This is a genomic window from Streptomyces sp. NBC_01352, assembly GCF_036237295.1.
In the GTDB taxonomy this organism is placed as follows: Bacteria; Actinomycetota; Actinomycetes; order Streptomycetales; family Streptomycetaceae; genus Streptomyces; species Streptomyces plumbiresistens.
Genome location: NZ_CP108354.1, coordinates 2,617,250 through 2,631,010 on the forward strand (window position 1 = coordinate 2,617,250; position 13,761 = coordinate 2,631,010).

Here is a 13,761-nt window from a genome sequence, read left to right on the forward strand (position 1 = left end):
ACCATGACGGACATGCGTCTGGACGACAGGACCGCCTGGGTGACGGGCGCCGGAAAGGGCCTGGGACGCGCCATCGCGGTCGCCCTGTCCGAGGCCGGCGCGAACGTGGCGGTGACGGCACGGACCGCCTCCGACCTGGATCAGCTGGAGTCCGAACTGGCCGGACACGGCGGCAAGGTGCTGGTGCTGCCCGGCTCGGTCGCCGACTCCGCCGCCGTACTTGCCATGGTCGAGAAGATCACCGACTGGACGGGCCGGCTGGACGCGGTGGTCAACTGCGCCGGTGTCAGCCCGCACTTCACCCGCAGCGAGTTCGTCACCGACGGGGACTGGCGGCACGTCCTCGACATCAACCTCGCGGGCACCTTCTACTGCTGCCGCGAGGCCGGCAAGGTGATGCTGGAGCAGGGCTCCGGCTCGATCGTCAACGTCTCCTCGGTGCACGCCAGCACCGGCTTCGAGCGGATCGCCGCGTACGCCGCCAGCAAGGGCGGTGTCGAGGCGCTCACCAAGTCACTCGCCGTCGAATGGGCCGACCGCGGGGTACGCGTCAACGCCCTCGCGCCCGGCTACTTCCACACCGACCTCAGCTCCGGGCTGCTGGCCAGTAAGTGGGGCGAGCGGATCGTAGGGAGCACTCCGCTCGGCCGGGTGGGCGATGTCGAGGAGCTCGGCGGCGCGGCGGTGTTCCTGGCCTCGGACGCCTCCCGGTTCGTCACCGGGACGACGCTCACCGTGGACGGCGGATGGACGGCCCGGTGACGAAGAGCCCGGTCAGCCGGTGCGGTAGAGGGCGGTGAGCAGTTCGATCACGGCCTGGGTGGCGGGGTGGGCGTCGCCGCGCCACCAGGCCAGGCGTACGGCGATGGGCTCGGCGTCGCGGACCGGTCGGTAGACGATCCCGGGGCGCGGGTACTGGTGGGCGGTGGACTCCGCGGTCACGCCGACGCCCCGGCCCGTGGCGATCTCGGTGAGCCAGTCGTCGATGTCGTGGGTCTCCTCGGTCTCGGGGCGGGCGTCCGGCGGCCACAGCGCGGCGGTCGTGGTGCCGGTGCGCCGGTCGATGAGCAGGGTGCGCCGGGCGAGGTCGGCGAGCCGGACGGAGCGGCGCCCGGCCAGCGGGTCGTCGGCGGCCAGCGCGCACAGCCGTCGCTCCAGCCCGACGAGGGCGGAGTCGAAGCGCCGGTCGTCCAAGGGCCTGCGCACCACCGCGAGATCGCAGGCGCCCTCCGCGAGACCGGCGGTGGCGGAGTTGACGCGGACCAGGTGCAGGTCGGTGTCGGGACGGGCCTGGGCCCAGCGGCGCTGGAAAGCGGGGGTGTGGCGGCCGAGCGCCGACCAGGCGTAGCCGATCCGCAGCCGGGTGTGCCCCGAGGTCGCCTCACGCACCAGGTCGTCGACCTCGCCGAGCACCCGCCGGGCCTGCGCCACCGCCCGCAGGCCGGTCGCGGTCGGCGTCACCTCGCGGGAGGTGCGGCGCAACAGCCGTACGCCCAGCGCCCGTTCGAGCGAGGCCAGCGCGCGGGACACGGCCGCCTGGGAGACGCCGAGCGCGATGGCCGCGTCGGTGAAGCTGCCCTCGTCGACGATCGCGACGAGACAGCGCAACTGGCGGAGCTCCACATCCATGCGTCCAGCGTATAGATCCGGGAACAGACGCATTTTGCGTATGTGCCCTGCGGCCGCACGATCGGCGCATGCGACCCGCACCCGCCTCAGCGACCGCGCCCATGAGCGCCAACGTCCCGGCGCCCGTACGCGGCCGGCTCGCCGGCGTCGCCACGATGGTCGGCAGCGGGCTGTCCAACCAGACCGGCGCCGCGATCGGTTCCCTCGCCTTCCCGGTGCTCGGGCCGGTCGGTGTCGTCGCGGTGCGCCAGTACGTAGCGGCGCTCGTCCTGCTGGCCGTCGGACGGCCGCGGCTGCGGGCCTTCACCTGGCGGCAGTGGTGGCCGGTGCTGTTGCTCGCCGTGGTGTTCGGGACGATGAACCTGTCCCTGTACAGCGCCATCGACCGGATCGGCCTGGGCCTCGCGGTGACCCTGGAGTTCCTCGGCCCGCTCACCGTCGCCCTGGCCGCGACCCGCCGCCGCCTCGACCTGTGCCTGGCGCTGATCGCGGTGGCGGGCGTGGTCACGCTGATGCGCCCGCGGCCCTCGGCGGACTACGTCGGGATGGGCCTGGGCCTGCTGGCCGCCGCCTGCTGGGCGTCGTACATCCTGCTCAACCGCACGGTCGGCCGGCGCACCCCCGGCGCCCAGGGGGCCGCCGCGGCCGCCGGGGTGTCCGCGCTGCTGTTCCTGCCGGTCGGTGTCGTGCTCGCGCTGCGGCAACCACCGGGCGCGGCGGCCGTCGGGTACGCGGTCGCGGCGGGTGTGCTGTCCTCGGCAGTGCCGTACCTCGCGGATCTGTTCACCTTGCGCCACGTCCCGGCTCGGGCCTTCGGGTTGTTCATGAGCGTCAACCCCGTTCTCGCCGCCGTCGTGGGGTGGATCGGGCTCGGCCAGCACCTGGGCTGGGCGGAGTGGGCGGGCATCGGCGGGATCGTCGCCGCGAACACGCTGAGCGTCGCGCGTGTAAAGCACGGGTGACGAAACCGTTGACGGAAGTATGGCCCCCGCTTATCTTCTGACCGAATTTACGAACGACGTTCGAAATTACGGACAGGGACGGTCCCGCATGCCGAAGATGTCAGAGCAGCCCCCCGCCAGACGCCACAGATCCCTGCTCCTGTGCGTGCTCGCCGTCCTGATCGCCATGGTGTCGGCGACGACCCCGGCCGCCGCCGCCGAGGGCCGCCCGTACACCAACGCGATCAAGTCGACCAAGGGGGCCGACCCCTGGCTCGAGTACTACAACGGCAACTACTACCTGGTCACCACGTCCTTCACCGGCGTGCTGACCATGCGGAAGTCGCCGACTCTCGCCGGGCTCTCCACCGCCCCCAGCGTGCAGGTCTTCAGCGACACCACCGCCACCCGCAACACCAACATCTGGGCGCCCGAGCTGCACTTCCTCGACGGCCGCTGGTACCTGTACTACTCCGCGGGGCAGAGCGGCGTCGCCTGCTGCGACTCCCAGCGCACCCATGTGCTGGAGAGCGCGGGCACCGACCCGATGGGCCCGTACACCTACAAGAACCAGCTCAGCGGCTCCAACCTCACCCCCGGCGGCTGGCTCATCGACGCCACCGTCCTGAAGGCGAACAACAGCCTGTACCTGGTCGGCAGCGGCTTCATCAACGGCAGCACGCAGAGCCTGGTCATCGCGCCGATGAGCAACCCGTACACGCTGGCCAGCAGCACCTTCACCATCATCTCCAGCCCCACCGCGAGCTGGGAGACCTCGGGCGGCGCGGTCAACGAGGGACCCGAGCCGCTCTACCACGACGGCCGCACCTTCCTCACCTTCTCCGCCAGCCACTGCCAGACCGCGGACTACAAACTGGGCCAGCTGGAACTGACCGGCACCAACCCGCTGAACCCAGCCTCCTGGACGAAGAAGTCCACGCCGGTCTTCCAGCGCAATGACGCGGCGAGCGTCTACGGCCCCGGCCACAACGGCTTCTTCAGCTCGCCGGACGGCACCGAGAACTGGATCGTCTACCACGCCAACGACACCGCGAACGGCGGCTGCGGCAACGGCCGTACGACGCGGGCGCAGAAGTTCACCTGGAACGCGGACGGCACGCCGAACTTCGGCACCCCGGTGGCGCTCGGCACGACGCTGCCCGGCCCCGCGGGCGAGACCGCGGCGACGCCGACCGCGTACACCCTGGTGAACCGCAACAGCGGCAAGTGCCTGGACGTCGAGGGCGGCAACACCGCGGACGGCACGAACATCTTCCAGTGGAGCTGCACCGGCGGCGCCAACCAGAAGTGGCGCGTCGAGGATCTCGGCAACGACACCAGCCGGCTGGTCAACGTCGCGACCGGCAAGGTCATGGACACCACGAGCTGCGCGACGGCCGACGGCACGGACATCAAGCAGTGGTCCTGGCTGAACAACAACTGCCAGAAGTTCCGTCTGGTCCACACGGCCACCGGCGACTACGTGCGGATCGTGAACGAGAACAGCGGCAAGGTCGCCGACGTGGCGAACTGCTCCGCCGCGAACGGGGCCGACGTACGGCTGTGGACGTGGCTGAACAACAACTGCCAGCAGTGGCGGATCGTGCCCACGACCTGACCTGCATCCCCTCCCCTTTCTCCCCTCCTGACCCCTCCCCGCACTCCGTGATCTGGAGAAACCCCTTGAGACGCAACGCCGTACGGCTGCTCATGGCCGTCCTCTTCGCCCTGGTGGGCTGCCTCGCCGGGCCCGGCACCATCGCCCACGCGGCCGTGCCCGACTCCCCTGCCGTGACGTACACCAACCCGATCGCCGAACAGCGCGCCGACCCGCACATCTTCAAGCACACCGACGGCTACTACTACTTCACCGCCACCGTGCCCGCGTACGACCGCATCGTGCTGCGCCGGGCGACCACCATCCAGGGCCTGAAGACCGCGCCCGAGACGACGATCTGGACCAAGCACGCCAGCGGCGTGATGGGCGCCAACATCTGGGCACCGGAGATCCACTACATCGACGGCAAGTGGTACGTGTACTTCGCCGCCGGCTCCACCACTGACAAGTGGGCGATCCGGATGTACGTCCTGGAGGGCACCGGAGCCAACCCGCTCACCGCGGCCTGGGCCGAGAAGGGCCAGATCAGGACGACGTGGGAGAGCTTCTCGCTCGACGCCACCACCTTCGTCGTGGGCGGCGTCCGGTACCTCTCCTGGGCCCAGCGCAACCCGGCCGAGGACAACAACACCAGCCTGTTCATCGCGAAGATGGCCAACCCCTGGACGATCACCGGCACCGCGGCCGAGATATCCCAGCCGACGCTGTCCTGGGAGACGATCGGCTTCAAGGTCAACGAAGGCCCCGCGGTGATCCAGCGGGGCGGCAAGGTCTTCATGACCTACTCGGCCAGCGCGACCGACGCGAACTACTGCCTCGGCATGCTGACCGCCTCCGCGACGGCCGACCTGACCAACCCGGCGTCCTGGGCCAAGGGTTCCCAGCCGGTGTTCAAGTCGAGCGACGCGACCTCGCAGTACGGGCCCGGCCACAACTCCTTCACCGTCTCCGAGGACGGCAAGTCCGACATCCTCGTCTACCACGACCGCAGCTACAAGGACATCACCGGCGACCCGCTGAACGACCCCAACCGCCGCACCCGGGTCCAGAAGGTGTACTGGAAGGCCGACGGCACCCCCGACTTCGGCATCCCGGTGGCCGACGGGGTGACCCCGCAGCGCTTCTCGTCGTACAACTTCGCGGACCGCTTCGTCCGCCACTTCGACTACCGGGCCCGGATCGACGCCAACGTCAGCCCGCTCGCGGACTCGCAGTTCCGCGTGGTCACCGGCCTGACCGGCAGCGGCACCGTGTCACTGGAGTCGGCCAACTTCCCCGGCTACTACCTGCGGAGCAACGCGAGCTTCGAGGTCCGGCTGGAGAAGAACGACGGCACGGCCGGATTCGCCTCCGCGGCCACCTTCCACAGGCGCGCGGGCCTGTCGGACTCGGCGGGCGTCTCCTACGAGTCGTACGCCTCCGCCGGGCGCTACCTCCGCCACTACACCTACCTGCTGTACGTACAGACACCCAGCACGGCCACGGACCGGGCGGACGCCACGTTCTACGGTCAGTGAGTCACACCCGGTGAGTGGGGGCGGGCCGGTGTCCCCGGCCCGCCCCGGGGCACCCGGTGGCACATGAGGTTCCTGCTGACCGGGTGATTCAGCTTCCGGGACGGGGAGGCGACCGCCGGAGACGTGCTCGCGCTGCGGCGCGTCGAGGACGTGCTGGGGCAGGCGGGGATCCGGTACGACGTCGTGTGGAGCCCGGGTTTCCGGCCCGGCGCCCTGCACCTGGCCGGGGTCCGGCCCGAAGAGTACTCCTACCTGGTGTTCGTGTGCGGGCCCCTGCACGGGCCGCAGGTCGAGGACTTGCACCGGCGGTTCGCGCACTGTGTGCGGATCGCCGTCGGGACGTCCGTCGTCGACCCCGGCACCCCGGCCGCCACCGGCTTCCACCGTGTGCTGGCACGGGACGCCCCCGGCACGGAGCCGGTGCACGACCTGTCGGCCCACGCCTCCGGCACCTCGGTCCCGCCGGTGGCCGGGGTGATCCTCACGCACGGGCGGCACGAGTACGGGACCTCCCCACGCCCCACCGGCGCAGGCTCCAGCCCCACCCACGGCGCATCCCACACCAGGATGTCGTCCACCCCCGGCAGCAACCGCGCCGCAGGAGCTCCCCGCGGCCCACACAACAAAGTCACCGACTCCGCCCGCGCCGCCACCGCACGAACCGCCAGCAGCACATCACCGAAACCGTCCAAACGCGCCACCAGAGCCTTCACCTCTCCGTCACCACTCGAAGCCACCGGTTCAGGCGGCACCGGTCCGGTCCCGCGCCCCCGCCCTCATGCGGGCCGACCTCCCAGCTGCCCGGGCGGGTTCCCCGCGGCGGTGTCACACCGCGTGGACCGGCCACTCGACCACGGCCATCAGGATCACGGCCTCCGCCTCGGGCCGGCGGAAGGCCCACCCATGGCCCGGATGCCAGAGCGTCGCCGCCCGGCGGGAGACAGGTGCGCCCCCACGGACACCGGTCTGTCCGACACGCGTGTGACGCGGCCGGGCCGTATACGAACGCCCTGCTCAGCGGGGTGCATTCCCTACGATCGTCCCGTGGTCAACTTCCTGCTCGAACGCACCGCCCCGCTCCCTCGCGACGAGGCATGGCGCCGCCTCACCCACTGGGCCCGCCACGGCGACGCGGTCCCGCTCACCCGGATCACCGTGACCACACCGGAGCCGACGCACGAGGGCACGCTTGTCGTGGCCCGCTCGGGCCTCGGCCCGCTCTCCTTCGACGACCCCATGGAAGTCACCGTCTGGCGGCCTCCCACTGACGACCTCCCAGGCCTGTGCCGCCTGGACAAGCGCGGCCGTTTCATCACCGGGTGGGCCGAACTCGAGGTACACCCCGGCCCCGGCGGCCGCACCCGCGTCCTGTGGCGCGAGGAACTGCGCGTACGCCTCCTCCCCCGCCTCTTCGACCCCCTCCTGACGGCCACCGCACGGTACGTCTTCGGCCGGGCGGTGAACGGGCTCCTGAGGCGGCCGTGACGGCGCCCGCACGGGCCGGCCGGGAGGGCGCCGCTTCGTGCTGTCGGCCTGAACCGGCCCGTGCCAGAGTGGGCGCCATGACGGCAACAGACACGCGCGACGCGGGAATTGACGAGGTCGAGGCGCTGGCGGTCGAGGCTCTGCGCTGGATGCTCGCCGCCGCGCGGGACACCGAGGGCGGTGGGCTGGTCTGGCCCGCCAAGCCCTCCGACGACGAGCCCGAGTCCATGCTCTACGACGGTACCGCCGGGGTCGTACCGGTGCTCCTGGAGGCCTGGCGGCACTTCAAGGACGACTCGTACGCCGACACCGCCCTGCGCGCGGCCCGTGGCCTCGTCGCCGCCGTCGAGGACTGCGAGGACAGTTCCCTGTACTTCGGGCTCACCGGAATGGCGCTCGCCCTGCGGGCCGTTCACGACGAGCTGGGCGACCCGGCCTCCGGCGCCGCCGCGAACCGGGCCCTGGAACTCGTGCGGTCGCGTTTCGACGGGACCCGCTGGGGCGAGTTGTTCGAGCTGATGGGCGGCAACGCCGGCATCGGCCTCGGCGCACTGCTCCTCGGCGACGAGGAGTTGGCCGTAGGCGCCCTCGAGCCCTATCTGCGGACCGCCGAGAAGGTCCCGTCGGGCGTGCACTGGGAGTTCCGTACCGGCAGGGAGGGGCGTATGCACCACCTCTCGCACGGCACGCTCGGGATCGTGTACGCGCTGGCCGCCGTCGGCACCGCGACGGGACGGACGGACGTCGTCGAGCTGGCCCGGGCCGGTGTCGCGGGTGTCGTGGCGCGGGACGAGGACGGTCCCGAGGGGTTCCTGGTCGGGCACTCCGACCCGGCACACCTGCCCGACCGGATCGAGCGTTACAGCTACGGCTGGTGTCATGGGCCCGCCGGTGACGCCCAGGTCTTCCGGCAGCTGAGGGACGTGTTCACCGGGGAAGCGGCTGCCTGGTCGGCCCTGGCCGACCGCTGCTGGCACACCGTCACCCACTCCGGCCTGCCCGGCCGGCTGCGCCCGGGTTTCTGGGACAACAACGGCCGCTGCTGCGGCACCGCGGGCGTTCTCGCGCTGGCCTGCGACCGGATGGCCGAGCAGGACGACGGTCACGACTTCGCCCGGGTTCTCGTCGCGGACCTCACCGACCGCGCGATCCGGGACGCCGACGGCGCCCGCTGGTCCAACGTCGAGCACAAGGCCACCCCGAGCGACCTGGAACCCCGCACCGGGTGGGCGATGGGCAACGCGGGCATCGCCCGGGAGCTGATGCGGTACGTCCGGCTGGGCCGGGGCGGCGACCCGGACTACGCGTTCGCCTGGCCCGACCAGCCGGCGGTGCGCCGAGGCGCCCTTCAGGCCACCGACCCGATCCGCCCCGCCGGCACCGACGTCACGTCGTGATGGATGGGCGTGTGGGCGCCGGTCAGTGAGACCCCGCTGCCGCCGCGCCGGGCGGCGACGATCTCGGCGGCGATCGACAGGGCCGTCTCCTCCGGCGTACGGGCCCCGAGGTCGAGCCCGATCGGCGACCTGAGCCGCGCCAACTCCAGCTCGGTGACTCCGACTTCGCGCAACCGCTCGTTGCGGTCCAGGTGGGTGCGCCGGGAGCCCATCGCGCCGACGTACGCCACCGGCAGCCGCAGCGCGAGCTTCAGCAGGGGCACGTCGAACTTGGCGTCGTGGGTCAGGACGCACAGGACCGTACGGGCGTCGACGTCCGTGCGCTCCAGGTAGGTGTGCGGCCACTCGACGACGATCTCGTCGGCCTCGGGGAAGCGCGCGCGGGTGGCGAACACCGGTCGCGCGTCGCACACCGTCACGTGGTAGTTCAGGAACTTGCCGATCCGCACCAGCGCCGACGCGAAGTCGATCGCACCGAAGACGATCATGCGGGGCGGCGGGACGGAGGACTCCACGAGCACCGTGAGCGGGGCTCCGCAGCGGGAGCCCTGCTCGCCGATCTCCAGGGTGCCGGTACGGCCGCCGTCGAGGAGCGCCCCGGCCTCCGCGGCGACCGTGCGGTCCAGCTCGGGATGGGCGCCGAAGCCGCCGTCGTACGACCCCTCGGGGCGGACCAGCATCGCCCGGCCCACGAGGTCCGCGGGGCCGGAGACGATCCGGGCCAGCGCGGCGGCCCGCCCGCGTGCGGCGACGTCGAGCGCGGCCGTGACCACCGGGCGGACCCGGTCGCCCGCCCGTACCGGCGTGACGAGGATGTCGATGACGCCGCCACAGGTCAGGCCGACGGCGAAGGCGTCGTCGTCGCTGTAGCCGAAGCGCTCCAGGACCGACTCCCCGTCCCGCAGCGCCTGTTGGCACAGTTCGTAGACCGCGCCCTCCACGCAGCCGCCGGAGACCGAGCCGATCGCCGTGCCGTCGGCGTCCACCGCGAGGGCGGCGCCGGGCCGGCGGGGCGCGCTGCCGCCGACGGCCACGACGGTGGCCACGGCGAAGTCGCGTCCCTGCTCGACCCACCGGTTCAGCTCCTCGGCGATGTCCAGCATGTCTCGGTCTCCTTTCAACTGCGGTCGCGTGAAGGGCGTTCGCCAGGGGCGGCTAGTGCACGCCCATCCAGCTCTCGATCGGGTTGAGGGCGAAGTACACCAGGAAGATCACCGTCAGGACCCACATGAAGGCCCCGATCTCCCGCGTCTTGCCCTGGGCGGTCTTGATGGCCACGTACGAGATGACGCCGGCCGCGACGCCGGCGGTGATGGAGTACGTGAACGGCATGATCACCACGGTCAGGAAGACCGGGATCGCGGTCGCGCGGTCGGCCCAGTCGACGTGCCGGGCGTTCATCATCATCATGGCACCGATGACGACCAGGGCCGCGGCGGCGACCTCGCCGGGCACGATGGCCGTCAGCGGGGTGAAGAACAGACAGGCCGCGAAGAAGAGCCCGGTGACGACGGAGGACAGACCCGTCCGGGCGCCCTCGCCGACGCCGGTCGCCGACTCGACGAACACCGTCTGTCCCGACGCGCCCGCCACGCCGCCGATCGCGCCGCCGGCACCGTCGATGAACAGCGCCTTGGACAGGCCCGGCATCCGGCCCTGCTCGTCGGCGAGTTCGGCCTCGGTGCCGACGCCGATGATGGTGGCCATCGCGTCGAAGAACCCGGCCAGCACGAGGGTGAACACGATCATGCCGACGGTCATCGCGCCGACCTCGCCCCAGCCGCCGAACTCGACGTGGCCGAAGATCGAGAAGTCCGGCATGGAGACCGCGCCGCCGTGCAGTTCGGGGGCGCCGCTCGCCCACTGCTTGGGGTCGATGACGTCAAATGCGTTGAGGAGCACGGCGAGGACGGTGCCGCCGACGATGCCGAGCAGGATCGCGCCGGGGACGCCGCGTGCCTGCAGCATGAAGATCGCGAGGAGGGTGACGGCGAAGAGGAGCACCGGCCAGCCGGCCAGTTCGCCCGTCGGGCCGAGGGAGACCGGGGTCGCCTCGCCCTGGTGCACGAAACCGGCCTTGTAGAAGCCGATGAGGGCGACGAACAGGCCGATGCCCATCGTGATGGCGTGCTTGAGCGCGAGCGGAATCGCGTTCATGATCATCTCGCGCAGGCCGGTGACGACGAGCAGCATGATGACCACGCCGTAGATCACGCACATGCCCATCGCCTGCGGCCAGGTCATCTGGGGTGCGACCTGGGAGGCGAGGACTCCGGAGACGGAGAGGCCGGCGGCGAGGGCGAGGGGCACCTTGCCGAAGAATCCCATCAGGAGCGTGCTGAGGGCCGCCGCGAACGCGGTCGCGGTGATCAGCGCCTGCTGGCCGAGCGTGTTCCCCGCCGCGTCCTTGCCGGACAGGATCAGGGGGTTGAGCAGGAGGATGTACGCCATCGCCATGAAGGTGGTGGTGCCGCCGCGCAGCTCGCGCGCGAGCGAGGATCCTCGCCGGGATATGTGGAAGTACCGGTCGAGCCAGGACCGTCCGGCGGGGACGCGGCTGCCTGCGCCCGCATCCTCCGCGACGGTCCTCGGCTCCAGTGACTGCTGGGTCATGTGGGCCTGCTCCCAAGGTTCATAGGGACACCCGCGCTTCGCCCTCGGCGACGGGCGGGTTTTGGGGAGGTGCACGACCCGGGGGACGGCCCGAGACGAACGGATGGAGGTCCTGGGGGACGCGGTCCCCCAGGAGAACTCACTGGTTCAACCCCCTGACGGTTACGTTCCGGTGAGGTGCTCCGGACGTACCGGCGTGCGGTTGAGCTCCAGCCCCGTCGCGTTCCGGATGGCCGCGAGGACGGCCGGAGTCGACGACAGGGTGGGTGCCTCGCCGACACCGCGCAGCCCGTACGGGGCGTGGTCGTCGGCGAGTTCGAGCACGTCGACGGGGATGGTCGGCGTGTCGAGGATGGTGGGGATCAGGTAGTCCGTGAAGGAGGGGTTCCTGACCTTCGCGGTCTTCGGGTCGACGATGATCTCCTCCATGACCGCCACGCCGAGCCCCTGGGTCGTACCGCCCTGGATCTGGCCGATGACGGACAGCGGGTTGAGCGCCTTGCCGACGTCCTGGGCACAGGCCAGTTCGATGACCTTGACCAGGCCGAGCTCGGTGTCGACCTCGACGACCGCGCGGTGCGCGGCGAAGGTGTACTGGACGTGGCCGAAGCCCTGGCCGGTACGCAGGTCGAAGGCCTCCGTCGGACGGTGCCGCCACTCGGCCTCGACCTCGACGAACTCGCCTTCGAGCACGTCGACCAGGCCGGCGAGGACCTCGCCGCCGTCGGTGACGACCTTGCCGCCCTCCAGCAGCAGCTCCGCCGTCGCCCAGGCCGGGTGGTACGAACCGAACTTGCGGCGGCCGATCTCCAGGACCTTCTCGCGCACCAGCTCGCAGGAGTTCCTGACGGCGCCCCCGGTGACGTACGTCTGACGCGACGCGGACGTCGAACCGGCGCTGCCCACCTGGGTGTCGGCCGGCTTGATCGTCACCTGGGCGACGCCCAGCTCGGTGCGGGCGATCTGCGCATGCACGGTCACGCCGCCCTGGCCGACCTCGGCCATCGCGGTGTGCACGGTGGCCACCGGCTCCCCGGCGAGGACCTCCATCCGCACGCGAGCGGTCGAGTAGTCGTCGAAGCCCTCGGAGAAGCCGACGTTCTTGATGCCGACCGCGTAGCCGACACCGCGGACGACGCCCTCGCCGTGCGTGGTGTTGGAGAGGCCACCCGGCAGCTGCCGTACGTCGGCGGCCTCGCCGGCCGCGAGCCACTGCTGCTCCGGCGGCATCGGCATCGCCTTGACGCGGCGCAGGAGTTCGGCGACCGGAGCGGGCGAGTCGACGGCCTGCCCGGTCGGCATGACGGTCCCCTGCTCCATCGCGTTGAGCTGACGGAACGCCACCCGGTCCATGCCCACCTTGTCGGCGAGCTTGTCCATCTGCGCCTCGTAGGCGAAGCACGCCTGGACCGCTCCGAAGCCGCGCATGGCGCCGCAGGGCGGGTTGTTGGTGTAGAGGGCGATGGCCTCGATGTCGACGTCGTCGATGACGTAGGGGCCCGCGCCGAGCGAGGCGGCGTTGCCGACGACGGCCGGGGAGGCGGAGGCGTACGCGCCGCCGTCCAGGACGATCCGTGCTTTCAGGTGGGTGAGCTTGCCGTCCTTGGTCGCCCCGTGCTCGTAGTACAGCTTCGCGGGGTGGCGGTGGACGTGCCCGAAGAAGGACTCGAAGCGGTTGTAGACGATCTTGACGGGTTTGCCGGTGCGCAGCGCCAGCAGACAGGCGTGGATCTGCATCGACAGGTCCTCGCGGCCACCGAACGCGCCGCCGACGCCGGACAGCGTCATCCGCACCTTGCTCTCGGGCAGGCCGAGCACGGGCGCGATCTGGCGCAGGTCGGAGTGCAGCCACTGGGTGGCGATGTAGAGGTGGACGCCGCCGTCCTCGTCCGGCACCGCGAGGCCGGACTCGGGGCCGAGGAAGGCCTGGTCCTGCATGCCGAAGGTGTACTCGCCCCTGACGACGAAGTCGGCCTTCTTGGCGGCCTCTTCGACGTCACCGCGGATGATCGGCTGGCGGTGCACGATGTTCGGGTGCGGGACGTGTCCGACGTGGTGGTCGTCGCGGCCCTCGTGGATCAGGATCGCGTCCGGCGCGGTCGCGGAGGCCTCGTCGGTGATGACGGGCAGGTCCCGGTACTCGACCTTGATCTTGGCGGCCGCGCGGCGCGCGGTCTCCGGGTGGTCGGCGGCGACGATGGCGACCGGCTCGCCGTGGTGGCGGACCCTGCCGTGGGCGAGGACGGGGGTGTCCTGGATCTCCAGGCCGTAGTTCTTCACGTCGGTCGGCAGGTCGTCGTACGTCATGACGGCGTACACGCCGGGCAGGGCGAGCGCTTCGCCCGTGTCGATCGAGACGATCTCGGCGTGCGCGACGGTCGACCGGAGGATCTGTCCCCAGAGCATGTCCTCGTGCCACATGTCGGAGGAGTACGCGAACTCACCGGTGACCTTGAGGGTGCCGTCCGGGCGGAGCGTGGACTCGCCGATGCCGCCCTTGGTCTTCGAGCCCTGGGTGACCTTGGTGGGAGTCCCGATGGGGGCGCCGTTGCCGGTCATGC

General features: G+C 71.3%; 10 protein-coding genes and 2 pseudogenes. 7 read left to right on the forward strand and 5 right to left on the reverse strand.

Annotated elements, in window-relative coordinates:
• Positions 1-3: 3 nt before the first annotated feature.
• Positions 4-762: an SDR family NAD(P)-dependent oxidoreductase gene (locus tag OG252_RS12290; protein ID WP_329335876.1), complete on the forward strand. Its 759-nt coding sequence runs from the start codon at positions 4-6 to the stop codon at positions 760-762.
• A 12-nt stretch (positions 763-774) separates the two neighbouring features.
• On the opposite strand, the gene OG252_RS12295 is transcribed toward OG252_RS12290, so the two are convergent.
• Complete coding sequence (locus OG252_RS12295) at positions 775-1,629, reverse strand: LysR family transcriptional regulator (RefSeq protein ID WP_329335878.1); 855 nt, start codon at positions 1,627-1,629, stop codon at positions 775-777.
• A gap of 68 nt (positions 1,630-1,697) precedes the next feature.
• On the opposite strand from OG252_RS12295, the gene OG252_RS12300 reads away from it, so the two are divergent.
• From OG252_RS12300 to OG252_RS12315, 4 genes and pseudogenes are all read left to right on the forward strand, one after another.
• Positions 1,698-2,591, forward strand: coding sequence for an EamA family transporter (locus tag OG252_RS12300; RefSeq protein WP_443068402.1), 894 nt, complete (start codon positions 1,698-1,700; stop codon positions 2,589-2,591).
• Between the two features lie 88 nt (positions 2,592-2,679).
• Positions 2,680-4,188, forward strand: a complete 1,509-nt coding sequence (locus tag OG252_RS12305) for a family 43 glycosylhydrolase (protein WP_266449733.1) — start codon at positions 2,680-2,682, stop codon at positions 4,186-4,188.
• Between the two features lie 65 nt (positions 4,189-4,253).
• Entirely contained in the window at positions 4,254-5,705 is a 1,452-nt protein-coding gene (locus OG252_RS12310) for a family 43 glycosylhydrolase (protein WP_266449730.1), read from the forward strand.
• A 123-nt stretch (positions 5,706-5,828) separates the two neighbouring features.
• A pseudogene (locus tag OG252_RS12315) lies at positions 5,829-6,224 on the forward strand (polysaccharide pyruvyl transferase family protein); the annotation flags it as partial.
• On the opposite strand, the pseudogene OG252_RS12320 reads toward OG252_RS12315, so the two are convergent.
• Positions 6,212-6,418: pseudogene (locus tag OG252_RS12320) on the reverse strand (glycosyltransferase family 9 protein); the annotation flags it as partial. The pseudogenes OG252_RS12315 and OG252_RS12320 overlap by 13 nt on opposite strands.
• A 331-nt stretch (positions 6,419-6,749) precedes the next feature.
• Between OG252_RS12320 and OG252_RS12325 the strand changes: the two are divergent.
• The gene (locus OG252_RS12325) at positions 6,750-7,190 is read left to right on the forward strand and encodes an SRPBCC family protein (protein ID WP_329345129.1); all 441 of its coding nucleotides are present in this window, start codon (positions 6,750-6,752) and stop codon (positions 7,188-7,190) included.
• A 77-nt stretch (positions 7,191-7,267) separates the two neighbouring features.
• Positions 7,268-8,587: a lanthionine synthetase LanC family protein gene (locus OG252_RS12330; protein ID WP_329335881.1), complete on the forward strand. Its 1,320-nt coding sequence runs from the start codon at positions 7,268-7,270 to the stop codon at positions 8,585-8,587.
• Here OG252_RS12330 and OG252_RS12335 read toward each other — a convergent pair.
• The 3 genes from OG252_RS12335 to OG252_RS12345 form a co-directional block, all read right to left on the reverse strand.
• Entirely contained in the window at positions 8,539-9,690 is a 1,152-nt protein-coding gene (locus OG252_RS12335) for an XdhC/CoxI family protein (protein WP_329335883.1), read from the reverse strand. The genes OG252_RS12330 and OG252_RS12335 overlap by 49 nt on opposite strands.
• A gap of 52 nt (positions 9,691-9,742) precedes the next feature.
• A complete protein-coding gene (locus tag OG252_RS12340) occupies positions 9,743-11,200 on the reverse strand; it encodes an NCS2 family permease (protein ID WP_329335885.1) in 1,458 nt (485 codons plus the stop codon).
• Between the two features lie 162 nt (positions 11,201-11,362).
• The gene (locus tag OG252_RS12345; protein WP_329335888.1) at positions 11,363-13,759 is read right to left on the reverse strand and encodes a xanthine dehydrogenase family protein molybdopterin-binding subunit; all 2,397 of its coding nucleotides are present in this window, start codon (positions 13,757-13,759) and stop codon (positions 11,363-11,365) included.
• Positions 13,760-13,761 lie beyond the last annotated feature (2 nt).